This window comes from Cyanobium sp. ATX-6F1, from assembly GCF_047395825.1.
GTDB lineage: Bacteria > Cyanobacteriota > Cyanobacteriia > PCC-6307 > Cyanobiaceae > ATX-6F1.
In genome coordinates, this window is record NZ_JBCEBF010000001.1 from 578828 (window position 1) to 604125 (window position 25298).

Annotated in this window: 26 protein-coding genes, 1 tRNA gene and 12 pseudogenes; 32 read left to right on the forward strand and 7 right to left on the reverse strand. The window is 67.1% G+C overall.

The features are described from left to right. Positions 1-8 precede the first annotated feature (8 nt). The 6 genes and pseudogenes from recA to ndhN form a co-directional block, all read right to left on the reverse strand. Positions 9-784, reverse strand: a pseudogene (gene recA, locus AAF143_RS03640) (recombinase RecA); the annotation flags it as partial. A 151-nt stretch (positions 785-935) separates the two neighbouring features. Then, on the reverse strand, positions 936-1700 hold the full coding sequence (locus tag AAF143_RS03645) for an HAD family hydrolase (RefSeq protein ID WP_409995654.1): 765 nt from the start codon (positions 1698-1700) through the stop codon (positions 936-938). A gap of 28 nt (positions 1701-1728) precedes the next feature. Beyond that, positions 1729-1800, reverse strand: a tRNA-Gln gene (locus AAF143_RS03650). A gap of 117 nt (positions 1801-1917) precedes the next feature. Beyond that, entirely contained in the window at positions 1918-3579 is a 1662-nt protein-coding gene (locus AAF143_RS03655; RefSeq protein WP_255009683.1) for an AAA family ATPase, read from the reverse strand. A gap of 49 nt (positions 3580-3628) precedes the next feature. Beyond that, positions 3629-4697 (reverse strand): annotated as a pseudogene (locus AAF143_RS03660) (LdpA C-terminal domain-containing domain). Further along, positions 4642-5101 (reverse strand): annotated as a pseudogene (gene ndhN, locus AAF143_RS03665) (NAD(P)H-quinone oxidoreductase subunit N). The pseudogenes AAF143_RS03660 and ndhN overlap by 56 nt, the downstream one beginning before the upstream one ends. A 455-nt stretch (positions 5102-5556) precedes the next feature. On the opposite strand from ndhN, the gene rplC reads away from it, so the two are divergent. The 30 genes and pseudogenes from rplC (at position 5557) to prfA (ending at position 22155) form a co-directional block, all read left to right on the forward strand. Beyond that, positions 5557-6213 carry a 50S ribosomal protein L3 gene (rplC, locus tag AAF143_RS03670; RefSeq protein ID WP_255009563.1) on the forward strand — a complete coding sequence of 219 codons (657 nt, stop codon included), beginning with the start codon at positions 5557-5559 and terminating at the stop codon, positions 6211-6213. Further along, positions 6213-6847: pseudogene (rplD, locus tag AAF143_RS03675) on the forward strand (50S ribosomal protein L4). Before rplC ends, rplD begins: the two are co-directional and overlap by 1 nt. After that, a complete protein-coding gene (locus tag AAF143_RS03680) occupies positions 6840-7142 on the forward strand; it encodes a 50S ribosomal protein L23 (protein WP_255009567.1) in 303 nt (100 codons plus the stop codon). Before rplD ends, AAF143_RS03680 begins: the two are co-directional and overlap by 8 nt. Positions 7143-7157: 15 nt before the next feature. Continuing rightward, positions 7158-8021 (forward strand): 50S ribosomal protein L2, encoded by an 864-nt coding sequence (gene rplB / locus AAF143_RS03685; protein WP_255009569.1) that lies wholly within the window; start codon positions 7158-7160, stop codon positions 8019-8021. 35 nt (positions 8022-8056) lie between these two features. Beyond that, a complete protein-coding gene (gene rpsS / locus AAF143_RS03690) occupies positions 8057-8332 on the forward strand; it encodes a 30S ribosomal protein S19 (RefSeq protein WP_255009571.1) in 276 nt (91 codons plus the stop codon). A 10-nt stretch (positions 8333-8342) separates the two neighbouring features. Further along, complete coding sequence (gene rplV, locus AAF143_RS03695) at positions 8343-8702, forward strand: 50S ribosomal protein L22 (RefSeq protein ID WP_255009573.1); 360 nt, start codon at positions 8343-8345, stop codon at positions 8700-8702. A 19-nt stretch (positions 8703-8721) separates the two neighbouring features. Further along, entirely contained in the window at positions 8722-9450 is a 729-nt protein-coding gene (rpsC, locus tag AAF143_RS03700; RefSeq protein WP_255009575.1) for a 30S ribosomal protein S3, read from the forward strand. A 16-nt stretch (positions 9451-9466) separates the two neighbouring features. Beyond that, positions 9467-9928, forward strand: coding sequence for a 50S ribosomal protein L16 (rplP, locus tag AAF143_RS03705; RefSeq protein ID WP_255009577.1), 462 nt, complete (start codon positions 9467-9469; stop codon positions 9926-9928). A 3-nt stretch (positions 9929-9931) separates the two neighbouring features. Further along, on the forward strand, positions 9932-10144 hold the full coding sequence (gene rpmC, locus AAF143_RS03710) for a 50S ribosomal protein L29 (RefSeq protein WP_255009585.1): 213 nt from the start codon (positions 9932-9934) through the stop codon (positions 10142-10144). 16 nt (positions 10145-10160) lie between these two features. Next, positions 10161-10412: a 30S ribosomal protein S17 gene (gene rpsQ / locus AAF143_RS03715; protein ID WP_255009587.1), complete on the forward strand. Its 252-nt coding sequence runs from the start codon at positions 10161-10163 to the stop codon at positions 10410-10412. A 12-nt stretch (positions 10413-10424) separates the two neighbouring features. Then, positions 10425-10790 (forward strand): 50S ribosomal protein L14, encoded by a 366-nt coding sequence (gene rplN, locus AAF143_RS03720; RefSeq protein ID WP_255009589.1) that lies wholly within the window; start codon positions 10425-10427, stop codon positions 10788-10790. A 1-nt stretch (position 10791) separates the two neighbouring features. Next, positions 10792-11148 (forward strand): 50S ribosomal protein L24, encoded by a 357-nt coding sequence (gene rplX, locus AAF143_RS03725; protein WP_255009590.1) that lies wholly within the window; start codon positions 10792-10794, stop codon positions 11146-11148. A gap of 88 nt (positions 11149-11236) precedes the next feature. Continuing rightward, positions 11237-11777, forward strand: a pseudogene (rplE, locus tag AAF143_RS03730) (50S ribosomal protein L5). A 19-nt stretch (positions 11778-11796) separates the two neighbouring features. Next, a complete protein-coding gene (rpsH, locus tag AAF143_RS03735; RefSeq protein WP_255009592.1) occupies positions 11797-12198 on the forward strand; it encodes a 30S ribosomal protein S8 in 402 nt (133 codons plus the stop codon). A gap of 16 nt (positions 12199-12214) precedes the next feature. After that, positions 12215-12753 (forward strand): annotated as a pseudogene (gene rplF / locus AAF143_RS03740) (50S ribosomal protein L6). 32 nt (positions 12754-12785) lie between these two features. After that, complete coding sequence (gene rplR / locus AAF143_RS03745; RefSeq protein WP_255009597.1) at positions 12786-13151, forward strand: 50S ribosomal protein L18; 366 nt, start codon at positions 12786-12788, stop codon at positions 13149-13151. A 215-nt stretch (positions 13152-13366) separates the two neighbouring features. Further along, positions 13367-13827 (forward strand): annotated as a pseudogene (gene rpsE / locus AAF143_RS03750) (30S ribosomal protein S5). Positions 13828-13834: 7 nt separating this feature from the next. Continuing rightward, entirely contained in the window at positions 13835-14290 is a 456-nt protein-coding gene (gene rplO, locus AAF143_RS03755) for a 50S ribosomal protein L15 (RefSeq protein ID WP_255009600.1), read from the forward strand. Between the two features lie 90 nt (positions 14291-14380). Further along, positions 14381-15699, forward strand: a pseudogene (secY, locus tag AAF143_RS03760) (preprotein translocase subunit SecY). After that, positions 15696-16241: pseudogene (locus tag AAF143_RS03765) on the forward strand (adenylate kinase). Before secY ends, AAF143_RS03765 begins: the two co-directional pseudogenes overlap by 4 nt. A gap of 46 nt (positions 16242-16287) precedes the next feature. Then, complete coding sequence (gene rpmJ / locus AAF143_RS03770) at positions 16288-16401, forward strand: 50S ribosomal protein L36 (protein WP_006173336.1); 114 nt, start codon at positions 16288-16290, stop codon at positions 16399-16401. Positions 16402-16504: 103 nt separating this feature from the next. Next, positions 16505-16871 (forward strand): annotated as a pseudogene (gene rpsM / locus AAF143_RS03775) (30S ribosomal protein S13). 26 nt (positions 16872-16897) lie between these two features. Next, a complete protein-coding gene (gene rpsK / locus AAF143_RS03780) occupies positions 16898-17326 on the forward strand; it encodes a 30S ribosomal protein S11 (RefSeq protein ID WP_414026885.1) in 429 nt (142 codons plus the stop codon). A 56-nt stretch (positions 17327-17382) separates the two neighbouring features. Next, positions 17383-18324 carry a DNA-directed RNA polymerase subunit alpha gene (locus tag AAF143_RS03785; RefSeq protein WP_255009685.1) on the forward strand — a complete coding sequence of 314 codons (942 nt, stop codon included), beginning with the start codon at positions 17383-17385 and terminating at the stop codon, positions 18322-18324. A gap of 38 nt (positions 18325-18362) precedes the next feature. After that, positions 18363-18713, forward strand: coding sequence for a 50S ribosomal protein L17 (rplQ, locus tag AAF143_RS03790; RefSeq protein WP_255009609.1), 351 nt, complete (start codon positions 18363-18365; stop codon positions 18711-18713). Beyond that, positions 18710-19648, forward strand: a complete 939-nt coding sequence (truA, locus tag AAF143_RS03795) for a tRNA pseudouridine(38-40) synthase TruA (protein WP_409995657.1) — start codon at positions 18710-18712, stop codon at positions 19646-19648. Before rplQ ends, truA begins: the two co-directional genes overlap by 4 nt. A gap of 178 nt (positions 19649-19826) precedes the next feature. After that, a pseudogene (rplM, locus tag AAF143_RS03800) lies at positions 19827-20278 on the forward strand (50S ribosomal protein L13). Further along, entirely contained in the window at positions 20275-20682 is a 408-nt protein-coding gene (gene rpsI, locus AAF143_RS03805) for a 30S ribosomal protein S9 (protein ID WP_255009612.1), read from the forward strand. The pseudogene rplM and the gene rpsI overlap by 4 nt, the downstream one beginning before the upstream one ends. An 8-nt stretch (positions 20683-20690) precedes the next feature. Further along, positions 20691-20975, forward strand: coding sequence for a 50S ribosomal protein L31 (rpmE, locus tag AAF143_RS03810; RefSeq protein WP_255009613.1), 285 nt, complete (start codon positions 20691-20693; stop codon positions 20973-20975). Positions 20976-21057: 82 nt separating this feature from the next. Beyond that, positions 21058-22155 (forward strand): peptide chain release factor 1, encoded by a 1098-nt coding sequence (gene prfA, locus AAF143_RS03815; protein ID WP_255009614.1) that lies wholly within the window; start codon positions 21058-21060, stop codon positions 22153-22155. Between the two features lie 20 nt (positions 22156-22175). On the opposite strand, the gene AAF143_RS03820 is transcribed toward prfA, so the two are convergent. Next, the gene (locus tag AAF143_RS03820; RefSeq protein ID WP_255009615.1) at positions 22176-22676 is read right to left on the reverse strand and encodes an HNH endonuclease; all 501 of its coding nucleotides are present in this window, start codon (positions 22674-22676) and stop codon (positions 22176-22178) included. Between the two features lie 210 nt (positions 22677-22886). Here AAF143_RS03820 and AAF143_RS03825 point away from each other — a divergent pair, with 210 nt between their 5' ends. Then, positions 22887-23633, forward strand: coding sequence for a Mur ligase family protein (locus AAF143_RS03825; protein ID WP_414026886.1), 747 nt, complete (start codon positions 22887-22889; stop codon positions 23631-23633). Between the two features lie 520 nt (positions 23634-24153). After that, positions 24154-25280, forward strand: a pseudogene (gene alr / locus AAF143_RS03830) (alanine racemase). The last annotated feature ends 18 nt before the right edge of the window (positions 25281-25298 follow it).

A 25298-nucleotide genomic window follows, 5' to 3' on the forward strand; every position in this document is an offset into this window, starting at 1 on the left:
TATTCCTCGGTGCCACGTTTGAGGGTCTGGATGCGGCGGATGTCGAGGCGCACCGAGGCGTAGAACTTGAGGGCGTTGCCGCCGGTGGTGGTCTCAGGGTTGCCGTAGGTGACGCCGATCTTCTGGCGCAGCTGGTTGAGGAAGATCACGGTGCAACCGGATTTGCCGATATTGCCGGTGATCTTGCGCATCGCCTGGCTCATCAGCCGGGCCTGGCCGCCCACCGACAGATCCCCCATCTCCCCTTCGATCTCCGCCCGGGGGTGAGGGCTGCCACCGAGTCGACCACGACGATGTCGACGGCGGCGGAGCGCACCAGCTGGTCGACAATCTCCAGAGCCATTTCACCGGTGTCCGGCTGGGACACCAACAGGTTCTCAATGTCGACGCCCAGGGCGGCGGCATAGACCGGATCCAGGGCGTGCTCCGCATCCACGAAGGCGGCTACACCGCCGCGCTTCTGCACTTCGGCGATGGCGTGGAGGGTGAGGGTGGTCTTGCCGGAGCTTTCCGGGCCATAGACCTCCACCACCCGGCCCTTGGGATAGCCACCACCCAGGGCCAGATCGAGGGTGAGGGCACCGGTGGAGAAGGTTTCCACCCGCATGCGGGAGGCATCCCCCAGACGCATGATCGAGCCCTTGCCGAAATTGCGCTCGATCTGGTTGAGCACCAGACCCAGTGCCTTGTCGCGCTCGCCGGCTCGGGCCTCGGCGGCCTTGGCCTCAGGCCCTCTGGCGTCTCCGGCCCGGGCGGAGGTGGTCTTGGGGAAATCAGCAGGCATGGTCTGGGTGGTCAGCGATGGAACGGGCCGCGGAGCAGGCCCCAGGCGGGGCAAGTTGGCAGGCCCCCCAGCGGGGCTGTGGCGGCTTCACGGAAGCCAGTGCCACCGTTCCCGCCTGCCGTATCGGCTAGTACAGGCGTACCCTAGCGGATCAGGGCCAGGCCGCCAAGGGGGCCGCCAGTCGCTCCGGCTCCAGCAGTGCGATCCCCTCCGGCAGGTCCTGCCGATCACCCGGCCCCAGGTACCCCCAGGACACCAGGAAGCAGCGCACCCGCTCCAGGCCAGGGGTGGCCCGCACCGCCTCAAGCGTGGGCCGGCGATCCTCGATGAACCAGAGCGGACGCCCGCTGGCGGAGAGGCGCAGCAGCACCTCCGGCTTGCTGCCGTGCTCATGGCCGAACACCTGCAGCGGTTCCATCCCGAAGCCCTCCAGCAGCTCCCGGGCGAAGGCCGCCCCCTTGGTGGTGAGCACGAGCCAGTCGGCACCTTCCGCCGCCAGGGCGCCCAGCCGCTCCGCCAGGCCAGGGAACGGCCGGTGCAGGGCCAGCCAGGCGCCGCGATCAGCGGCGATGGCCGAGCGGCGCACCCGCTCCAGGGCCGCCTGCAAGCGCTCGGGCTCCCAGCCCCGGCGCGCCAGCGCCCCGCTCAACCAGCGGTCGTAGGAGCCAAGGGCCAGCTCCAGATCGAAACCGGGACAAGCCAACTCAGCGGCCACCAGCACCATCTCCCAGCCCTTGTGGATCAGGGGCCGCAGGCGAACGAAGGCGGGTGGCGCCTGCTCGCTCACCGCCAGCTCGGGATCCAATTCGCAGGCCGCCCGGCAGGCACTCCACCAGTACTCGCTCATTCCGTCCACCAGAACCCCGTCGAAATCGAAGACCAGCAGTGGGCCGCTCCGGGGGTGAGCTGGGGTCACGGGAGGACCACGCACAGGGGGTTGAAAACTGGGCCGCTAGGATTCGAACCTAGGAATGGCGGGACCAAAACCCGCTGCCTTACCACTTGGCGACGGCCCATCGCACCAGCGCAATGCTGAGCGCCTAGCTAGTTACCCACAGCGGGTCGCCCTCCGTCAATCTCCGTTCAGGCCGCCTGCTGATGGCCGGCTTCGGCCCATCAGGGCGCTCCCGGACTCAGGCCGGGAACACCCGCAACCGCCGCGTGGGGCCGCTGCCGAATTCCGCCCAGCGCAGGCGGTAGCGGCCCACCAGTTCGGCCTGCTGGCTGCGCACCCGATCGTTGCGAGGCAGCAGCTCCACCGGCCGGCCCTGGGGCAACACCACCTGCTCCACCGCCAGCCGGCATTCCTCCATCGCTCCGTGGCTGTCATCGAACTGGGCCGCCGGGGCGCTCTGAAGCACCTGGCTGGGGTGGTGGCGCAGGAGGCGCTCGAAGGCCCGCTGGATCTGGTGCAGGCTGTCGGACTTGATCACCAGGATCGGAACGCCGTGGAGCTGGGCCAGCCGTCGCACCTCGGGATCCCGCCCCAGCTGCTGACGGATGCTCAGCACCGCGTCCGCGTGCTCCACCGCCTCTGCCCGGACCACCGAATAGAGCTGGCCGCGCATCGCCTGGTCCACCAGGTGTTCGCTCAGGCCGCAGCAGAACAACCGCAGGGGCCCAGCGCTCCCGCGCTCGGGATCTCGCACGGCTGATTCGTAGGCCAGGGGAGCGGACTCGAACGGAGCCGGCATGGGCACCGGCACCAGGGCAGGGCGGGGTCGGGGCCCTGGCGGACTGGTCGGGCGCGATCGCGCCGGGCGAGGGGGTGGATCGAGCCCGGGAGTCCCGCCGAGATCCACCAGCCGCAGCCGCCCATCGGGGGCCAGTTCGCGCACCTGGGGCCGAGGGGGCTGTCCCCGCAACAGGAGATCCACGGTGCGGGCCACCTCCCGGTGCACCAGCCAGTGGCTGCGGGCATGCATCTCCACCGCCAGGGGGAAGGTGGGCTCGGCGCAGCGCTCCAGCACGGATTTCTGCGAACCCCGACGACGGGCCTCCTCATCCCCGAGGGTGACCGATTGGATGCCGCCCACCAGATCGCTCAAGGTGGGGTTCTTGATCAGGTTGGCCAGCTCGTTGCCGTGGGCCGTGGCCACCAGCATCACGCCCCGTTCGGCGATCGTGCGGGCGGCCTGGGCCTCGAGTTCGGTGCCGATCTCATCGATCACGATCACCTCAGGCATGTGGTTCTCCACCGCCTCGATCATCACCTGGTGCTGCAGCTCCGGCCGCGCCACCTGCATGCGCCTGGCCCGCCCGATCGCGGGATGCGGAATGTCGCCATCGCCGGCGATCTCATTGCTGGTGTCGATGACCACCACCCGCCGCTCCAGCTCATCGGCCAGCACCCGGGCGATCTCCCGCAGGGCCGTGGTCTTGCCCACCCCGGGGCGCCCCATCAGCAGCAGTGACTGCCCTGTGTCCAGCAGATCCCTGACCATGGCCACGGTGCCGTAGACCGCCCGACCCACCCGGCAGGTGAGACCCACCACCTCACCGCCCCGGTTGCGGATGGCGCTGATGCGGTGCAGGGTGCGCTCGATCCCGGCCCGGTTGTCGCCGCCGAAGCGGCCGAGCCGCTCCACCACAGCCGCCAGATCCCCGCGCTCGATCGGGCGCTCCCCCAGGGTCAGCGCCCGGCCGGGATAACGGGCTTCGGGCACGCGGCCCAGATCGAGCACCACCTCCAGCAACTGCTCCCGACGGGCCGGCTCCGCCAGGGCCAGCTGCAGCCCCTCGGGCAGCACCTCCAGCAGACGATCCAGATCGTCGGTGATCCGCTGGGGCGCGATCAGGGGGCTGGGATCTGGAATCGGGGCGTTCAAGGGCCCAGCCTCGGGGTCAGGGATTCGCTCCATCCTGGGTCCGCCAGGGATCGAGCAGCGAGCGAGCCATGGCCAGGGCTTCCGCCACCAGCTCCCGATCGGCCAGCAGTCCCGTTCCCCGTTCCTGGGCGCGCTGCAACAGCGGTTGGAGCAGGCGGCGGGCCACCCCCCGAAGGCCACGCCGGCCACCGCGGGGCGCAACCCCTGGCGCCGCACCTGAGCCAGGCTGGTGGCGTTGGTGCCACCGGCCAGCTGAAGCGGACCGGGGGGGCGATCGCCCGCAGTTCCCGCAACAGCCTGACGGCGGCATGGGCGCTGCCGGCCCCCAGATCGCCGCTCATCGGCCGCCCATCCAGCTGCCAGAGGGGACGGAAGCCAAGGGCACGCAGCGCCATGAACCGGCCCCAGAGTTCATCAGCGAGGGCCCCGGGCGCCCCCGGCCCCACCAGATCCTCCAGGCCACAGCTCACCGCCAGCCGCTTGAACACAAGGCCGGAGGCCTTGACCTGGGCCAGACGATCAGTGAAGGCCCGCCCCCGACCGGGGCGGGTGTGGATCTCCACGGCCTCCGGCCGCAGCTCCGCCAGCAAGGGCGCCACCGCTTCGGGAGCCAACTGGTGGTTTCGTTCCTCGATCAGGCCAAGGGGACAAACCGGCAGGCAACGGCCACAGCCATAGCAGCGCTGCTGCAGCACAGCGCCACGCTCACCGATGGCCAGGGCCGGGCAAACCCGCTGGCAGGGCCTTGGGCACTCCGGCGGGCAGCGCTCCGGATCGAACCAGGCCTTGCGGAAATGGGGATCGGCCCCATCGCTGAGGCTCACCATCAACCAGGGCTGCATGGCGCCCCGCTCAGCCGCCCAGGCCATCCCCCGTCGGGCGGCCGCCGCCACGGCCCCATCGGCGGCCACATCGATGCAATCGACCCCCGCCAGCGCATAGATGCCGCAGAGGTCCTCGATCGCGGGCAGGTCCTGGTTGCTGGCTCCGCAGATCAATTTGACCCAGTGACCGGCCGCCAGCGCCTGCTCAGGCAGCAACGAGTTGCTCAAGGGGCTGCCAGCGCAGGCTGCGGGCACCCCCATTTCCACCACCATGTGCAGGCCAGGCACCGTGCGGGTCAGCTGGATCAGGGAACGCAGTTCAGCGTTGGAGAGCACCTGACCTTCCAGAAGCCAGAGCACGATCGGGGCCTCACCTTCCAGCAGGGCACCGAGCTGGGGCATCACCCTCTGCACCTCGCCCACCGCGGCCCCCTTGCCAACGCTGTGGTGACCGAGATGGGGGGACGGATGCCGTGCAGTTCCAGGAGGTAGGCCTGGGGATCACCGAGCCCCCGGGCCGAGGTGATCTGGGCCCGGTAGCCCGCCGCCCGCAGCCGACGCAACAGGCGCGTTTCGGCACCGCCTTCGAGGGGTGCATGGACCGCCAGGGCTCCAAAACGCTCCAACTCCTGGCGAAATCCGCGGCCTGAAAGCAACAGGGGCATCGGGGCAGACCTCGAGATGGCGTCAGTTTGACAGTTAAGACCCTGAACCTGGCGGGTGGTCGATGAGGGATGGTTCAGGCCCATAGGGTATGTTGTTTGCTTGTGCAACCGTTCTGTGCCCGTCCGCTAGCCGGGCCTCCAGCGCGCTGCACCAGGTCGTCATTGGTGACGACCTTCCCTGGCCAAGTACGTTCTCTCCCCTTGGATTCATCCGAGCGGAGTCCGTCGGGAAACTGTCGAATGCGCCCAATGGCACGGCCGATCTTTGATCGGTGAGCGCCCAAGGGTCCGGTTCCTCAAGTCCCAGCCTGCTGTTTCGCCTCCCGCTAGCCAACCGGATTCCTCCTTCACGGGATGGCCCCGGTTCCGTCTGCGTTCGATCGAATCAGCCCACATCCTTCGCCGTCCCTTCGGACCTGGCGATCGGTGGTTCCGCTGGCGTTTTTCATCCTCCTATGTCCATCGGCATCCTCGGGAAGAAATTGGGCATGTCCCAATTCTTCGACGATGCAGGCAGATCCATCCCGGTCACCGTGATCGAGGCGGGTCCCTGCCGCATCACCCAACTCAAGAGCACCGGCACCGACGGCTACGTCGCCGTGCAGGTCGGCTTTGGCGACATCCGCGAAAAGCTGGTGAACCAGCCTGCCAGGGGCCACCTGGCCAAATCCGGCAGCGAGCCCCTGCGCCATCTGCGCGAATACCGCGTCGACAGCGTCGATGGCCTGGAGCTGGGCTCCTCCATCACCGTCGCCGCGTTTGAAGCCGGCCAGAAGATCGATGTCAGCGGCGACACCATGGGCCGCGGCTTCACCGGTCTGCAGAAGCGCCACGGCTTCAGCCGTGGCCCCATGAGCCACGGTTCAAAGAACCACCGCGAGCCTGGTTCGATCGGCGCCGGCACCACGCCCGGCCGGGTCTACCCCGGCAAGCGCATGGCGGGCCGCTACGGCGGCAAGCAGATCACCACCCGAGGTCTGACGATCCTGAAGGTGGACACCGAGCGCAACCTGCTGGTGGTCAAAGGCTCGGTGCCCGGCAAGCCCGGCAGCCTGCTGAACATCTCCCCCGCCAAGCGGGTGGGTACCAAGCCTGCCAACGGAGGGAAGTGATGGCTGACATTCAGATTCGCGACTGGCAGGGCAAGGAGGCCGGCAAGGCCAGCCTTGAGCTCCGGGTCGCCAAGGAATCGAGCGCCAACGCTCTGGTGCACCGCGCCGTCGTTCGCCAGCTGGCCCATGCCCGCCAGGGCACGGCCAGCACCCTCACCCGCTCCGAAGTGCGTGGTGGTGGCCGCAAGCCCTACAAGCAGAAAGGCACGGGCCGGGCCCGCCAGGGTTCGATCCGCACCCCCTGCGCCCCGGTGGTGGCGTGACCTTCGGGCCCAAGCCCCGCACCTACACCAAGGCGATGAACCGCAAGGAGCGTCGCCTCGCCCTGCGCACCGCCCTGGTGAGCCGCCTCGAGAATCTCGTGGTGGTCAAAGGCTTCGCCGCAGACCTCGAAACCCCCAAAACCAAGGAGATCACCGCTGCCCTGCAGCGTCTCGGCATCGCCGAGGGCTCCAAGGTGTTGCTGGTGCTCGATGGCGCCAGCGAGGTGGTGCGCCGTTCGGTGCGCAACCTCGAAACCGTCAAGTTGATCGCCGCCGATCAGCTCAACGTGTTCGATCTGCTCCACGCCAACACCTTGGTGGTGAGCGAAGAAGCCCTCGCAAAGATTCAGGAGGTCTACGGCGATGACTGAGCGTTTCGCAGGTCGGCTCGCGGATGTCATCCGCCGGCCGCTGATCACCGAGAAGGCCACCCGCGCCCTCGAGCAGAACCAGTACACCTTCGAGGTGGATCACCGGGCCGCCAAACCCGACATCAAGGCCGCCGTCGAACAGCTGTTCGACGTGCGTGTCATCGGCATCAGCACCATGAACCCTCCCCGGCGCGCGCGCCGGGTGGGCCGTTTCGCCGGCAAGCGTGCCCAGGTGAAAAAGGCGGTGGTGCGCCTGGCCGAAGGCAACGCCATCCAGCTTTTCCCTGAGTCCTGAGGGGTCTGAACCGTTATGGCAATCCGTAAGTACCGCCCCTACACCCCCGGCACCCGCACCCGGGTGGCGAGCGACTTCAGTGAAGTCACCGAGCGCAAGCCCGAGCGCAGCCTTGTTGAGGCCAAGCACCGGCGCAAGGGCCGCAACAACCGCGGCGTGATCACCTGCCGCCACCGCGGCGGCGGCCACAAGCGCCTATACCGCATGGTCGACTTCCGCCGTGACAAGCACGGCGTGGCCGCCAAAGTGGCGGCTATTCACTACGACCCGCACCGCAACGCGCGCCTGGCGCTGCTCTTCTACGTCGATGGCGAGAAGCGGTACATCCTGGCCCCCGCAGGGGTTGAGCTTGGCCAGCAGGTGATTTCCGGGCCCGAGGCCCCGATCGAAACCGGCAACGCCCTGCCCCTCTCGGCGATCCCCCTGGGCTCCAGCGTCCACAACGTCGAGCTCTATGCCGGCCGCGGTGGACAGATGGTGCGCACCGCCGGAGCCAGTGCCCAGGTGATGGCCAAAGAAGGCGACTATGTCGCCCTCAAGCTGCCCTCCACCGAAGTGCGTCTGGTGCGCCGGGAGTGCTACGCCACCCTCGGCGAAGTCGGCAACGCCGAAGTGCGCAACACCAGCCTCGGCAAGGCCGGCCGCAAGCGCTGGCTCGGCCGTCGCCCCCAGGTGCGCGGCAGCGTCATGAACCCCTGCGACCACCCCCACGGTGGTGGCGAGGGTCGGGCACCGATCGGCCGCTCCGGTCCGGTCACCCCCTGGGGCAAACCCGCCCTGGGCCTCAAGACCCGCAAACGCAACAAACCCAGCAACCGGTTCGTGCTCCGGAAGCGTCGCCGCACCTCCAAGCGGAGCCGTGGCGGACGGGATTCCTGATGCTCACCACCGTTTTGTTGTCTGCTTAAACCGCCATGGGACGTTCACTCAAAAAAGGTCCGTTTGTGGCCGACAGCCTGCTCCGCAAGGTCGAGGCCCAGAACACCGCCGGTGACAAGGGTGTGATCAAGACCTGGTCACGCGCTTCCACCATCCTGCCGATGATGATCGGCCACACCATTGCCGTTCACAACGGCAAAGCCCATGTTCCCGTCTACGTGACGGAGCAGATGGTGGGTCACAAGCTTGGGGAGTTCGCCCCCACGCGCACCTTCCGGGGCCACATCAAGGACAAGAAAGGTGCCCGTTAAGGATCGACTTATGGCCAATTCCACCCCCACCACCCAAGCCCTTGCCCACGGCCGCTACATCCGCGGATCCGTATCCAAGGTGCGTCGTGTGCTCGATCAGATCCGTGGCCGGTCCTACCGGGAAGCGCTGATCCTGCTTGAGTTCATGCCCTACCGCTCCACGGGCCCCATCACCAAGGTGTTGCGGTCCGCCGTGGCGAATGCGGAGCACAACCTGGGGCTCGACCCCGCCAGCCTGGTGGTGAGCCAGGCCACGGCGGACATGGGCCCCTCCCTGAAGCGGTTCCGGCCGCGCGCCCAGGGCCGTGCCTACGCGATCAAGAAACAAACCTGCCACATCAGCATTGCTGTGGCAGCCACCACCGCCTGACCCCCGAGGACACCGCCCGATGGGACACAAGATCCATCCAACCGGCCTGCGCCTGGGGATCACCCAGGACCACCGCTCCCGTTGGTACGCCCCCAGCAAGACCTATCCGATCCTTCTTCAGGAGGACGACCGGATTCGCACCTTCATCCACAAGAAGTACGCCAGCGCCGGCATCAGCGATGTGCTGATCGCCCGTAAGGCCGACCAACTCGAGGTCGAACTCAAGACGGCACGCCCCGGCGTACTGGTGGGCCGCCAGGGCAGCGGCATCGAAGACCTGCGCGCCGGCATCCAGAAAACCATCGGCGATACCCACCGTCAGGTGCGCATCAACGTGGTGGAAGTGGAGCGGGTCGACGCCGACGCCTACCTGCTGGCCGAATACATCGCCCAGCAGCTGGAGAAGCGCGTGGCCTTCCGCCGTGTGCTGCGCATGACCGTTCAGCGCGCCCAGCGGGCTGGGGTCCTGGGGCTGAAGATCCAGGTGAGCGGCCGCCTCAACGGGGCTGAGATCGCCCGTACGGAATGGACTCGCGAAGGCCGTGTGCCCCTGCACACCCTCCGCGCCGACATCGACTACGCCACCAAGGTGGCCACCACCACCTACGGGGTGCTGGGCATCAAGGTTTGGGTCTTCAAAGGTGAAATCCTCCCCGGGCAGCAGGAACAACTGCCCGTGGGTGCCGGTCCCAAGCGCAGGGCCAGCCGGCGGCCCCAACAGTTCGAAGACCGCTCCAACGAGGAGTGATCAGGAGACCTGAACCATGCTGAGTCCAAAACGCGTCAAATTCCGCAAACAGCAACGGGGCCGCATGTGCGGCGTCGCCACCCGAGGCAACACCGTTGCCTTCGGTCAGTTTGCCCTTCAAGCCCAGGAGTGCGGGTGGATCACCTCCCGCCAGATCGAGGCCAGCCGGCGTGCCATGAGCCGCAGCGTCAAACGGGGCGGAAAGATCTGGATCCGGATCTTCCCCGACAAGCCCGTGACCATGCGCGCTGCCGAAACCCGCATGGGTTCCGGTAAGGGCAACCCGGAGTTCTGGGTGGCCGTGATCAAACCGGGGCGCATTCTCTTTGAGATGGGCGGTCCCGAGATCACCGAAACGATTGCCCGGGAGGCCATGCGCCTGGCGCAGTACAAACTGCCGATCAAGACCAAGTTTCTGACCCTGGCCGACCAGGAGGCGGAAACCACCTCGGTCCCCGTTCAACCCGTGGAGGCCTGACCCATGGCACGCCCCGACATCGCCGACCTGCGCAAACTCAGCGACGGCGAACTCAACGAGCAGATCGACGGCACCCGCCGCGAACTGTTCGACCTGCGCTTCCAGCAGGCCACCCGCCGACTGGAGCAACCCCACCGTTTCAAGCTGGCCCGCATCAAGCTGGCCCAGCTTCAGACGGTGCAGGCGGAGCGCAAGCGCTCCACCGTCTCCACCTGATACCCCCCTCGATCCCATGGCACTCAAGGAAAGGGTCGGCACCGTCGTCAGCGACAAGATGGACAAAACGGTGGTGGTGGCGGTGGAAAACCGCTTCCCCCACCCCATCTACCAAAAGACCGTCAGCCGCACCACCCGCTACAAGGCCCACGATGAAGCCAACGCCTGCCGCGTCGGCGATCGGGTTCGGATCACCGAAACCCGACCGCTCAGCCGCACCAAGCGCTGGACCGTGGCCGAAGTTCTTACCCCCAACGGCGCCAGCTGAGGAGTTCTCAAAATGATTCAGCAGGAAACCTACCTAAACGTCGCTGACAACAGTGGCGCCAAGCGCATTCAGTGCATCCGGGTGCTCGGCACCAACCGTCGCTACGCCCACGTGGGCGATGTGATTGTGGCCGCCGTCAAAGACGCCATGCCCAACATGGGCGTCAAGAAATCGGATGTAGTGAAAGCAGTGGTGGTGCGCACCAGGGCCACCCTCCGTCGTGACACGGGCAATTCGATCCGCTTCGACGACAACGCCGCGGTGATCCTCGGCAACGACAACAACCCCAAGGGCACCCGCGTCTTCGGTCCCGTCGCCCGCGAACTGCGGGAGCGGAACTTCACCAAGATCGTGTCCCTCGCTCCGGAGGTGATCTGAGATGGCTACCGCCACCGTCAAAGCCAAGCCCACCCAGCGCATCAAGTTGCGCATCCGCAAAGGCGACACCGTCCAGGTGATCGCCGGCAAGGACAAGGGCAAGACCGGTGAGGTGCTCCGCACCCTGCCTAACGAAAACCGCGTGATTGTGCAGGGCATCAACCTGCGCACCCGTCACGTCAAGCCCACCCAGGAGGGCGAAAGCGGCCGCATCGTCACCGAGGAGGCCTCCGTGCATGCCTCGAATGTGATGCTGTACTCCACCAACAAAAAGGTGGCCAGCCGGGTGGAGATCGTCGTCGACAAGGACGGCTCCAAGAAACGCCGCCTCAAAAAGACCGGCGAACTGATCGACTGAACGCCAGACCCCCCACCCTCCCTCTTTCCCCTCCCGCGTCCCTGTCCGCCTTCTGACCACGCCCAGAAGCGCACCCCTTCCCCCCGTCATGTCACTGAAACAGCGCTACCGGGAGACGATCCAGCCCAAGTTGCTCAAGGATCTCGATCTCTCCAACGTCCACGAAGTCCCCAAGGTGCTGAAAGTCACCGTCAACCGGGGCCTCGGTGGAAGCCGCCCAGAATGCCAAGGCCCTCGAGGCCTCCATTGCCGAACTGGCCACCATCACCGGCCAGAAGGTGGTGGTGACCCGGGCGAAGAAGGCGATCGCCGCCTTCAAAATCCGCCAGGGCATGCCGATCGGCGTGGCCGTCACCCTCCGGGGTGAGCGGATGTACGCCTTCCTGGAGCGCCTGATCCACCTGGCGTTGCCGCGCATCCGCGACTTCCGTGGCGTCAGCCCCAAGAGTTTCGACGGCCGGGGGAACTACACCCTGGGGGTTCGGGAACAGATCATCTTCCCTGAAATCTCCTACGACAAGATCGACGCCATCCGCGGCATGGACATCACCATCGTGACCAGTGCCCGTAACGACGAAGAGGGCCGGGCCCTCCTCCGCGAGATGGGAATGCCGTTCCGCAGCAACTGAGCCCTCTTCGGACCCGACCATGGCCAACCACGACCCAATTTCAGACCTGCTCACCCGCATCCGCAATGCGAGTGAGAAGAAGCACGAGAACACCAAGGTTCCCGCTTCGCGCATGGCGCTCAGCATCGCCAAGGTGCTGCAGCAGGAAGGCTTCATCGCCGAGATCAGCGAAGAGGGCGAAGGGGTGCAAAGCCACCTCGTCCTCCAGCTGAAGTACAGCGGTAAGCACCGGCAGCCCACCATCCGCCGCGTGCAGCGGGTGAGCAAGCCCGGCCTGCGCATCTACAAGAACACCCGCCAGCTCCCCAAGGTGCTGGGCGGACTCGGAGTGGCCATCATCTCCACCTCAAAAGGTGTGATGAGCGACCGTGACGCCCGCAAGCAGGGTGTCGGCGGCGAAGTGCTCTGCTACGTCTATTGACCTGGGAGATTGATTCATGTCACGCATAGGTAAAGCCCCGATCCCCGTCCCCGCCAAGGTGACCGTCAGCCTCAATGGCTTGGCCGTCACCGTGAAGGGGCCCAAAGGTGAGTTGTCCCGCACCCTCCCCGATGGGGTGTTGATCAGCCAGGAGGATTCCTCCGTGGTGGTGGCTCCCGCCAACACGAGTCGCCGCTCCCGGGAGCGCCACGGCCTCAGCCGCACCCTCGTCGCCAACATGGTCGAGGGGGTCAGCCAGGGGTTCACACGCAAACTGGAAATCATCGGGGTGGGCTACCGGGCCCAGCTCAAGGGCCGCAACCTTGTGGTCCTGGCGGGCTACAGCCACCCGGTGGAGATGGTCCCCCCGATGGGATCACCTTCGCCGTGGAGAACAACACCCAGGTGTTCGTCTCCGGAGCCGACAAGGAGCTGGTGGGCAACGAAGCCGCCAAAGTGCGCGCCATTCGTCCTCCCGAGCCCTACAAGGGCAAGGGCATCAAGTACGAGGGCGAGCGGATCCTCCGCAAAGCCGGCAAGACCGGTAAGAAATGAGGTCGATCTGACCGCCCCCACCCCGTACCGCCATGTCCTCCCTTTCCCGCAAACAGCAGACCCAGAAACGGCACCGCCGCCTGCGTCGCCATCTCACAGGCACGGCCCAACGTCCGCGTCTGGCCGTGTTCCGCTCGAACAACCACATCTACGCCCAGGTCATCGACGACGACGCCCAGAACACCCTGGCCGCCGCCTCGACCCTCGACAAGGATCTGCGCATCGCCCTCACCACCAGCAACACCACCGATGCCTCCGTGGCCGTTGGTGAGTTGGTGGCCAAGCGTGCCCTCGCCCAGGGCATCCAGCAGGTGGTCTTCGATCGCGGTGGCAACCTGTACCACGGCCGGGTGAAGGCCCTGGCTGACGCCGCCCGGGAAGCGGGCCTTCAGTTCTGATCCCTGCTCTCACCATGACCGAAACCAACAACCAGATTCAGTCCAACGACATCCCGGCGGCGGCCGACGTTCCTGCGGCGGCCGAAGGCCAGCATGAACAGCGGCGCGGTGGCGGCGGTGGCCGCAACGAGGGCAGGGGCGGTGACCGCAAGGGCGGTGGCCGGGGCCGCGACAACCGACGCGGTCAGGAACGCGACTCCGAATGGCAGGAGCGTGTGGTTCAGATCCGCCGGGTCTCCAAGACCGTCAAGGGCGGCAAGAAGATGAGCTTCCGGGCCATCGTCGTGGTCGGCAACGAGCGCGGTCAGGTGGGCGTGGGCGTCGGCAAGGCCGGTGACGTCATCGGCGCCGTTCGCAAGGGCGTGGCCGACGGCAAGAAGCATCTGGTGAAGGTGCCCCTCACCCGTCACAGCTCGATCCCCACCCTCAGCCGCGGGGGTGACGGTGCCGCCAGCGTGTTGATCCGTCCCGCTGCCCCGGGCACCGGGGTGATCGCCGGCGGCTCGATCCGCACGGTGCTGGAGCTGGCGGGGATCAAGAACATCCTGGCCAAGCGCCTGGGCAGCAAGACCCCCTCAACAACGCCCGCGCCGCCATGGACGCCCTCCAGGCGCTTCGCACCCACAAGGAGACCGCCAAGGAGCGCGGCATCTCCCTCGAGCAGATCTACTCCTGAGTCCGCCATGACCAACCTCCGTCTCGATACCCTCAAGCCCCAGGTCGGGGCCCGTCGCCGCAAGACACGCAAAGGTCGCGGCATCGCCGCCGGCCAGGGCGCCAGCTGCGGCTTCGGCATGCGCGGCCAGAAATCCCGCTCCGGCAGCCCCACCCGGCCGGGCTTCGAGGGGGGCCAGATGCCCCTCTACCGCCGTCTGCCCAAGCTCAAGCACTTCCCCCTGGTGAACCAGAAGCAGTTCACGGTGCTGAACGTCTCCAAGCTGTCGGAGCTCAAGGCCGGCACCACGGTGAACCTGGATCTGCTGGTCAAAGAAGGGCTGGTCACCAGTCCCAAGCATCCCCTGAAGATCCTCGGCAACGGCGACCTCAAGGTGAAGCTCACCGTCCAGGCGGCGGCCTTCACCGCCAGCGCCCGCGAGAAGATCGAAGCCTCGGGCGGCAGCTGCGAGATCATCGACTGACCCGTCCCTCGGGCACCCCGGTGATCCCTTCCGCATCCAGCCCCTAGGCCAGGCCGTCCGTCCTCGTCATCCCCTCGACTGCGACAAGCCATGCTCATCAGCCGGGGGAGAAACCCCAGTGCCGGGGAAATCCTCACCCAGATGGTCCAGGCCAAAGGCCTCCGCGACCGGGTGCTGATCACGCTCGGATTGCTGTTGATGGTCCGTCTGGGCATCTACGTGCCCATGCCCGGCATCGATCGGGTGGCCTTTCAGGAATTCATCTCCAGGGGCGGCCAGTTGATCGGCTTCCTCGACATCTTCACCGGCGGCGGTCTCTCCACCCTGGGGGTCTTCGCCCTGGGGATCCTGCCGTTCATCAATGCCTCGATCATCATCCAGCTGCTCACGGCGGCCATCCCCAGCCTTGAGGAGCTGCAGAAGAACGAAGGCGAGGCCGGACGCCGCAAGCTCGCCCAGATCACCCGCTACGTGGCCCTGGGCTGGGGCATCCTGCAGAGCACGGTGTTCGCGCTCATCCTCAAGCAGTACGCCCTGCCGGGACTGAGCGAACCGGTGTTCGTGATTCAGACCGCCCTGGCCCTGGTGACCGGCTCGATGGTGGTGATGTGGGTGAGTGAGGTGATCACCGAACGGGGCATCGGCCAGGGAGCCTCCCTGGTGATCTTCGTCAACATCGTGGCCACCCTGCCCAAGGCCCTCGGCTCCACGATCGAACTGGCCCAGAGCGGCGACCGCAGCACCGTGGGCGGCATCGTGATGCTGGTACTGGTGTTCCTGATCACGATCGTCGGGATCATCTTCGTGCAGGAGGGCTACCGGCGCATCCCGATCATCAGCGCCAAGCGCCAGGTGGGACAGACCAGCAGCCTGGCGGCCCGCCAGAGCTACCTGCCCCTGAAGCTCAACGCCGGTGGCGTGATGCCGATCATCTTCGCTTCGGCGGTGATCTTCCTCCCCTGACCATTGCCAACGTGACCCGCTCCCCCTGGCTGATCCAGGCGGCGAGTTACCTCAACCCCAACAGCAGCACCCCCTGGCTCTACGCCCTGGTGTTCTTCGCCCTGATCTGCGGTTTCTCCTTTTTCTACGCCACGCTCACCGTCAACCCCCTCGACATCGCCACCAACCTCAAGCGCAGTGGTGTGGCCGTGCCCGGGGTGCGGCCGGGTTCGGCCACGGCCCTCTATCTCTCAGGGGTTCAGAATCGGCTCACACTCCTGGGGGCACTGTTCCTGGGGTCGGTGGCGATCATCCCCTCGGCCGTGGAGGGGGCCACCCAGGTGCGCACTTTCCAGGGCCTCGGTGCCACCTCGCTGCTGATCCTGGTGGGTGTGGCGATCGACACGGCCAAACAGGTCCAGACCTACGTGATTTCCCAGCGCTACGAAGGCATGGTGCGCCAATGACCCAACGCATTCTGTTTCTCGGCCCCCCGGGGCCGGCAAGGGCACCCAGGCCCAACTCCTCTGCGCCTCCCGCGGGCTGCTGCATCTCTCCACCGGCGACCTGCTGCGAGGAGAGGTCAAAGCCGGCACGGCCCTGGGCCAGGAGGCCGAGGCCGTGATGGCCCGCGGCGAACTGGTCAGCGACCAGCTGGTGCTGGCGATCGTGCGTGGCCGCCTGAGCGGCCACCAAGGCGGCTGGCTGTTGGATGGCTTCCCCGCAACCTGACCCAGGCCGAAGCGCTGGAAACCCTGCTCACCGAACTGGCTCAGCCGATCGAACGGGTGGTGCTGATGGAGCTCGACGACGACCTGCTGCTGCAACGGCTGCTGGGGCGTGGTCGCGCTGACGACAACGAAGCCGTGATCCGTCATCGCCTCTCGGTCTACGCCGAGCAGACGGCACCCTGATCGAGCACTACAACCAGCAAGGTTTGCTGGTTGCCGTGGAATCCAGCGGCACGGTGGAGGCGATTGCCGAGCGCATCAGCGCCGCCCTGGATTGACCCGTGTGGTAGGGTCGCTGTTTGGAAATTCGGAGAGTCCACCACCATGAAGGTGCGTGCCTCAGTCAAGAAAATGTGCGACAAGTGCCGGGTGATTCGTCGCCACGGCCGGGTGATGGTCATCTGCACCAACCCCAAGCACAAACAGCGTCAGGGCTGACCAGGCCCCGACCCACCGCCCCCCTGGGCGGCGGATTCACCCCCTGGGGTGCGTCCAACGGCCTGATCCCAGGCCACCCCTTGCTCAACTGATCGTTTCTTTCGTGGCTCGGATTGCCGGCGTCGACATCCCTCGTGACAAGAGGGTCGAGATTGCTCTCACCTACATCTATGGCGTCGGGCTGACCCGGGCCCAGAAGATCCTGGCCAAGACCGGGGTCAACCCCGACATCCGCGTCAAAGACCTTGACGACGCCGATGTCCAGAAGCTGCGGGTCGCCGCCGAGGGCTTCCACCCTCGAGGGTGACCTGCGCCGTCAGGAGGGCATGGCTCTCAAGCGGCTCCAGGACATCGGCTGCCTCCGTGGTCGTCGGCACCGCATGGGCCTTCCGGTCCGTGGTCAGCGCACCCGCACCAACGCCCGCACCCGCCGTGGCGCCCGCAAGACCGTGGCCGGCAAGAAGAAGTAAGCCGTCCTCCGAACCCCCATCGGGGCATTCCTCCTCCCCCTTCCCTTTCCCAGGCCCCCCTCCATGGCGAAGCCAGCCAAAAATCCGGCGCGAAGAAGACGAAGCGCAACGTGCCCAATGGTGTGGCCCACATCCAGAGCACCTTCAACAACACCATCGTCTCGATCACCGACACCTCGGGCGAAGTGATCTCCTGGTCCTCGGCAGGGGCCAGTGGCTTCAAGGGCGCCCGCAAAGGCACCCCCTTCGCTGCCCAGACGGCCGCGGAAGCGGCAGCCCGGCGGGCCCTTGAGCAGGGCATGCGCCAGATCGAAGTGCTCGTTCGCGGCCCCGGCTCAGGGCGTGAAACCGCCATCCGCGCTCTGCAGGTGGCCGGCCTGGAGATCACCCTGATCCGCGACGTCACACCTCTGCCCCACAACGGTTGCAGGCGAGCCAAGCGCCGTCGCGTCTGATCGTCCACATCCGGCCCGTCGAGGCCCGCTTCCCCCACCCTCTCGAGCTTCGCACCGTGCTGCAGTACCAGATCGATCGGACCGAACACCAGATCGCCGACGACCGTTCCCAGACCGGCGTGTTCGTGATCGGCCCCCTCGACCGGGGCCATGCGATCACCCTCGGCAATGCTTTGCGCCGTGCCCTGATGGGCGGCCTTGAGGGCAGCGCCATCACCGCCGTCCGCATCGCTGGCGTCAACCACGAATACGCCACCGTGCCCGGTGTCCGGGAAGACGTGCTCGACATCCTGCTCAACTGCAAGGAAATCGCCGTCAACAGCCGCAGCCGTGACCTGGAGATCGGTCGTCTGGTGGCCACCGGTCCGGCCACCGTCACGGCCAACGACCTGCAGTTCTCCCCCCAGGTCCAGGTGATCGATGGCCAGCGCGTGATCGCCACCGTCGCCGAGGGCCACAGCCTTGAGCTGGAGGTTCACGTCGAGCGCGGTGTCGGCTACCGCCCGGTGGACCGTCACCACGAAGACGTCAGTGCCATCGACCTGCTCCAGATCGACGCGGTGTTCATGCCCGTGCGTCGTGTCAACTACACGGTCGATGAAACGGCCGTGGGCGAAGGCGGATCCGCCCGCGAGCGCCTGCGCCTGGAGATCCACACCGATGGCTCGGTCACCCCTGACGACGCCATGGCCCAGGCGGCCAACGAACTGATCGGCCTGTTCCAGCCCCTGGCCACCCTCAGCCTGGTGGATGAGCCCGGCGGCCTCGAACCCGAGCCCTCGGCCGAAGCCCAGATTCCCCTGGAGGAGCTGAACCTGTCCGTTCGCGCCTACAACTGCCTCAAGCGGGCCCAGGTGAACTCTGTTTCCGATCTGATGGGCTTCAGCTACGAGGATCTGCTGGAGATCAAGAACTTCGGCTCCAAGTCGGCCGATGAGGTGATCGAAGCGCTTGAGCGCATCGGCATCTCCCTGCCCCAGAGCCGCACCAGCGCCTGATCGGCGGCCCAACGTTTCCCTTCCCCAGCCTCAGAACCATGCGACACCAGTGCCGAGTCCCCCTGCTGGGACGCCCCGCCGACCAACGCAAGGCGTTGCTCCGTGGTCTGACCACCCAACTGATCCGCGAAGGCCGGGTGACCACCACCAAGGCCCGTGCTAAGGCGTTGCGCAATGAGACCGAGCGCATGATCACCCTGGCCAAGGAAGGCAGCCTCTCGGCCCGCCGCCGCGCCATCGGCTACATCTTCGACAAGCAACTGGTGCACGCCCTGTTCGACAAGGCCCAGGAGCGCTACGGCGAGCGCAACGGCGGCTACACCCGCATCATCCGCACCGTGCCCCGCCGCGGCGACAACGCCGAAATGGCGATCATCGAGCTGGTCTGAGCACCCAGGACGTCAGCCCTCAGCCAGCGGCCGAGGCTCCGGCCCTGCGCAGGATCGCCCTCTGCCTTCAGTACGACGGAGCCCCCTACTGCGGTTGGCAGCGCCAACCCATCGGACTTGGTGTCCAGCAGGTGCTCGAAGAGGCGATGTCCCGCTTGGATCCAGAAGGTCCGGCGCGTGTGTTCGCCGCTGGTCGCACCGACGCGGGCGTCCATGCCGCCGCCCAGGTGGTCCATTTCGACTGCGCCGGACCAATCCCCGCCCAGCGCTGGCCTGCTGCCCTCAACGGTCGTCTGCCGGCCAGCATCCGAGTCCAGGCGGCGGCGGCCGTGGGCTCCGACTGGCATGCGTGCTTCAGCGCCGAGCACCGGCGCTACCGCTACACGATCCACAACTCCCGCAGGGCCAATCTGTTTATGGCGCCCTTCAGCTGGCACCGCTACCAGGTGAGGCTGGATGAGCAGGCCATGCTCGCCTGCCTGCGGGGCCTGCTCGGCCACCACGACTTCGCCGCCTTCCAGCGAGCAGGCAGCAGCCGCCCCCACACCCGCACCACGGTTCAGGAGGTGAGCCTGGAGCGCCAGGGTGATCTGATCGTGACCGAAATCCAGGCCAGCGGCTTCCTCTACGGCATGGTTCGCCTGCTGATGGGCCAACTGGTGGCGGTGGGTGAAGGAAGGCTCCCCGCCCGTGAGTTCGAGCGCCGCTGGCGCCAGCGGGCCCGCGGCGAGGTCAAAGAAGCGGCTCCACCCCAGGGCCTCTGCCTGCTGCGGGTGGGCTACCCCGAGCCCGTATTCCCAAAAGCTGCGTGGTATGATTGCCAACCGCGGTATCTGCTGGAAATCCCTGATCCACCGGAGCTTTTGCCCCGTCTGCCGGAGCCTCTGAGCCGGCAGAACCATGGACCAGAGCCGGGGAGCGATCCCCACTCCTGAGTGCCTTCGATCCCCCATCTCTCTTCCTGGAGTGTGCCTTGATTCAGGGCCGCCCCGACGGAGGGGTAGGGTCAACAGAGTCGCGTTTGCGGTCCCTGGTCCCCAGGCGCCCTGCCGTCACTCCCTGTCCAGCCCCATCCACCGGGATGGTGCGCTACCGATCCGGCCAACCGGTGCGATGAACAAGACCCTCGTTCCCCAGATTGATTCCCTCGAGCGCCAGTGGTTTCTGGTGGACGCAGCGGATCAGACCCTCGGCCGCCTGGCCAGTGAAGTGGCCCAGGTGCTGCGGGGTAAGAACAACCCCAACTTCACCCCCACCTCGATACCGGTGACTTCGTCGTCATCATCAACGCCGACAAGATCCGGGTCAGTGGCAACAAGGCCAACCAGAAGATCTACCGCCGCCATTCCGGCCGTCCGGGCGGCATGAAGACCGAGAGCTTCGAAGCCCTCCATGCCCGGCTGCCCGAGCGGGTGGTCGAAAAGGCGATCAAGGGCATGCTTCCCCACAACGCCCTCGGTCGTCAGCTGTTCCGCAAGCTAAAGGTCTACAAGGGCACTGATCATCCCCACGCTGCCCAGCAACCCAAGCTGCTCGCGCTCGATCCCGCCACCTCCGCCTCATGAGCACTCCCTCCAACCGCGTTGTCTACTGGGGCACCGGCCGTCGCAAGACCGCCGTCGCCCGTGTTCGGGTGGTGCCCGGCACCGGAGCGATCACCATCAACGGACGCCCCGGCGACAACTATCTCAACTACAACCCCAGCTACCTGACGGCCGTCAAGGCACCCCTCCAGACCCTGGGGCTCTCCAACGACTACGACCTGCTGGTGAACGTGCGCGGCGGCGGCCTCACCGGCCAGGCCGATGCCATCAAGCAGGGCGCCGCACGTGCCCTCTGCGATCTGTCCCCCGACAACCGCAAACCCCTCAAGACCGAAGGACACCTCAGCCGTGATCCCCGCGCCAAGGAACGGCGCAAGTACGGCCTCAAGAAAGCCCGCAAGGCTCCTCAGTTCTCCAAGCGCTGATCCGCACCATGGCCAAGCCCGACATCCATCCCACCTGGTATCCCGATGCCAAGGTGATCTGCAATGGAGAGGTGATCATGACCACCGGCTCCACCTCCCCCGAACTGCACGTCGACGTGTGGAGCGGCAATCACCCCTTCTACACCGGCACCCAGAAAATCCTCGACACCGAGGGGCGCGTCGATCGCTTCATGCGCAAATACGGCATGGGCGGCGTTGCTACCGCCGAAGTGACTGATGCCGGTGAGCAAGTCAGCGCAGCAGCCAGCGAAGACGTTTCCGTGGCCTCCTGAGCCAGCGGTTCCCTCGATGGCCTGAGCCGGGTGCTGAAAGGCGTCCGGCTTTTTGCCGTTCGCAGCGGCTGCACTGATCGCCATGGATGCCACCTTTCTCAGCGAGCGCCTGGAGACGGCCTGCCGCACCTTCGCCAGCCTGGAGCGGCAACTGGCGGATCCCGATGTGGCCGCCAACCCAGGGCAGCTCGAGCGCATCGCCCGGGAACGGGCACGGCTTGAGCCACTGGTCACCGACTACGAGCGGCTCAACGGGCTGCTGGGCGAACAGGGCGAAGCGCGCCAGCTGCTCCGCAACCACCGCGGTGACCCCGAGATGGAGCAACTCGCCCAGGAAGAGTTGACCGTCCTGGCAACCACCATCGCCGATCTGGAACAGCGGCTCACCCTGGCGCTGCTGCCCAGGGACCCCCGCGATGAGCGCAGCGTGATGCTGGAGATCCGGGCCGGGGCCGGCGGAGACGAGGCCGGGATCTGGGCCGGCGATCTGGCCCGCATGTACGAGCGCTACGCCCAGTCACTGGGCTGGCAGGTGGAACCGCTCAGCGCCTCGGAAGCTGACATGGGCGGCTTCAAGGAACTGATCCTCTCGATCCGTGGCGAGGGGGTGTTCAGCCAATTGAAGTTCGAGGCCGGCGTGCACCGGGTGCAGCGGGTGCCGGCCACCGAATCCCAGGGACGGGTGCACACCTCGACGGCCACGGTGGCGGTGATGCCTGAGGCCGATCCCGTGGAGGTGCAGATCGACCCCACCGAGATCCAGATCAGCACGGCCCGTTCGGGCGGGGCCGGTGGTCAGAACGTGAACAAGGTGGAAACAGCCGTGGACCTGCTGCACAAGCCCACCGGCATCCGGGTGTTCTGCACCCAGGAGCGCTCCCAACTGCAGAACCGCGAGCGCGCGATGGCGATCCTGCGGGCCAAGCTGCTGGAGCGCCAGCTGGCGGCGGCGGCGGAGAAGGAAAGTTCCGCCCGCCGGGCCCAGGTGGGCAGTGGCGATCGCAGCGAGAAAATCCGCACCTACAACTACAAGGACAACCGCACCACCGACCACCGCCTGGGGCGCAACTTCGCGCTCGAACCTGTGCTCCAGGGGCAACTGGGGGAGCTGATCGGCAGCTGCATCGCCGCGGACCAGCGCCGGCAACTGGAGGAGCTGGCCCAGAACGCCGCGGGATGAGGCGAATGGCCCTGGTTCGATCAGGCCCCGATCACGTACTTGGCCCACTCCTGGTGGGCGCCGGCGCGAATCTGGCGGGTGGCTTCGAAGTAAAGGCTGCTGATCGGGCGCCTGGGTTCCCTCGCCAAGGGCATGCCCGCTTCCCTGGGGGTGCGGTTGCCCTTGTGGACATTGCAGCGCAGACAGGCGGTGGTGACGTTCTCCCAGGTGTCGCCGCCGCCGCGGCTGCGGGGGAACACATGGTCGATGGAAAGCTGCTCCCCCTGATAGCCGCAGTACTGGCAGGAGTGGCCGTCCCGATGGAAGACGTTGCGCCGGGTGAGCGGCAATTGCTTGAAGGGCACGCGAACGAACTGCCGCAGCCGGATCACGGTGGGGAGGTGATGGTCGGCGCGAATCAGCCGCCCGGGATCGTGCTCCAGACCCTCAGCCTTGCCCTTGAGCAGCATCACCATGGCGCGACGCCAGGTGGTGATGTTTAGGGGCTCGTAGGAGGCGTTCAGAACGAGAACGTGGCGCATGCCAGTTCCACTGTTAGGCGGCATGCTAATGGGACATCGCTCAGGATCTGGTGTCGAGCGACGCCATCGGCGCCGTCGCCTTCCATCGACCCCTGAACGGCCCTGTCCCCATGGCGTTGCCTGACCCCCGCGCTGGCGACCCTGCTGGAGGGTGACCTGCGCGGCGCCTGGGACACCGATCAGGCCAGGGGACGCCTGCGGGCGGCTGCGATTGATTCGAGGCGGGTGCGACCGGGGGATGTGTTCTTCGCCCTGACGGGCCTCCAGAACGATGGCCATGCCTTCGTGGAGGCTGCCCTGGCGGCGGGTGCCGGCCTGGCGGTGGTCCGGCGCGGCTGGCGGCCCGCGTCCTGTCCGCTGCCACGCCTGGAGGTGGACTCACCCCTGGCGGCCCTGCAGGCGCTGGCGGCCTGGCACAGGCGCCGGGCCCTGGGGCGGGTGGTGGCGATCACAGGCAGCAATGGCAAGACCGTGGTCAAGGAGGCGCTCACCGCCCTGCTGGCGACGCGCTACTCCGTGGCCGCCAGTCCGGGCAGCTGGAACAGTCAGGTGGGGGTGCCCCTGGCGGTGCTGAACGCACCCATGGGCACGGAGATCGGCGTGTTCGAGGCGGGGGTCTCCGCCCCCGGTGAGATGGCGGCCCTGGCGACGATCCTGCAACCCGATCTGGGCGTGCTCGTGAACGTGGGCCTCGCCCACATCGCCGCCTTCGGCACGCGGGCGACCACGGCCCGTGAAAAACTGCGGCTGTTCGCCTCGGTGCCGGCCCAAGGTTGGGTGATCACCCCGGACGACCCGCTGGTGGAGGCCCAACCGTTGCCCTGCGAGCGGCTGAGGGTGGGGGATCAGGCACCCCGGCTGGTGGAGCAGCGCCCCATCCCCAACGGCACCCTGCTGACGGTGGCCTTCGAAGCAAGCTCCGTGAGCTTCCCCGTGCTCACCCGCTCCGCCCCCTGATCGCCGACCTGATGATCGCGATCACCGCCGCCGTCCGCCTGGGGGTCACCCCCGAAGCGGTGGCGGCCACCCTCCACGACTACTCCTTCGGTCCCACGCGCATGGAGACCTGGCGCACGCCCGATGGGGTCACGATCATCAACGATGCCGCCAGCTCTGATCCGCTCTCGGTCCAGGCGGCGCTCGACACGGTGGGCTCCTCCCCGGTGGCCCGGGCAAGCGCATCTTCGTGTTCGGCGGCATGGGCGAACTGGGGGAACTCGATCTACGGGAGCACCGGATCATCGGGCGGGTGGCGGCGGAACGCGGTTTCACCCATCTGGTGCTGCTGCCCCACCCCTCCCAGGCGCACACGGCGGCGGCCTGGCGCGAGGTCAAACCCGAGGCCCCTGTGCTGGAGGTGAACCTCAGCGACTTGCGCGACACCGTGCGCCAGCTGGCGGAACCCGGCGACACCCTCTTGGTCAAAGGCCCCCGCAATGAAGGGTTGGCGGCGGCGGCGCGCGCGCTCTGGGAGTCGATGGCGCCCAGGCGTTTCCTGGTGGACCTGGGGGCGATCGCCGAAAACATCGCCCGCTTCCGTTCCCTCTGCGGGCCCAGGGTCGCGATCCTGGCGGTGCTCAAGGCCTGGGCCTACGGCACCGAACTCGCGCGGGTGGCCGTAACCCTGCAGGAGAGCGGCGTCGATTGGATCGGCGTCTCGGCCGCCGATGAGGGGGCCGTAGTGCGACGCGCAGGGGTGCAGCTGCCGGTTCTGGTGATGTTGATGAACGGTGAGGAGGTGGACAAGGTGGTGCGTTACCGGCTCACACCGGTCGTCTATTCGCTTGCCTTTGCCCGCACCTTGATCGAGGGCCTGCGGGCTCTGGGGGCCAGCTGCGATGTGCATTTGGAGATCGACACCGGCATGGGCCGCCTGGGGGTGCCCCCGCCGAGGCCCTGGCGGCCGCCCGCTTGCTGCGGGGCTCGGGGGTGACCCGCCTGGGCGGTCTGATGACCCATTTCTCCTGCGCCGATGACCCCGCCGAAGATGGCCACAGCCAAGCTCAGCTGGAACGATTCGAGCAGGCCGTGGCGGCGATCCGCTACGAGGGCGACCCAACCGAGCCACTGATCGTCCATGCGGCTGCCACGGCGGCGGCGGTGCGTTTCCCTGCGGCCCGCTTCGACATGGTGCGGCTGGGCCTGGGGCTCTTCGGCATCCACCCTTCGGCCGCCGTCGCCGCGGCGCTCGACCTGCAGCTCGCGGTGGCCTTCGTCAGCCGCCTGGCCCAGGTGTCGCTGTGGACGCGCGGGCAGCGGGTGGGGTACGGCGGCACCTACGTGGTGGAGGCTGAGGAGTTGCGGGTGGGCATTGTCGAGGCCGGCTACAACGACGGGGTGCCCTGGCGCCTGGCCGGGGCCGGCGTGGTGATGGTGCAAGGACACCGGGTGCGGATCATCGGGCGCATCTCGATGGATTCGATGGCCGTCGACCTCTCGGCTGTGCCCGAGGCGGCCGTGGGCGATGAGGTGCTGATCTTCGGTGCCAGCGAAGGGCAGGAACTGCGGCCCGAGGAGGTGGCCCAGAGTGCCGGCACAATCCCCTACGAGTTGCTGGTCAACGTCGACAGCCGCCGGGTGCAGCGGGTGTTCCGGGGCGACTAAGGGGCCTCGCAGCAGCAC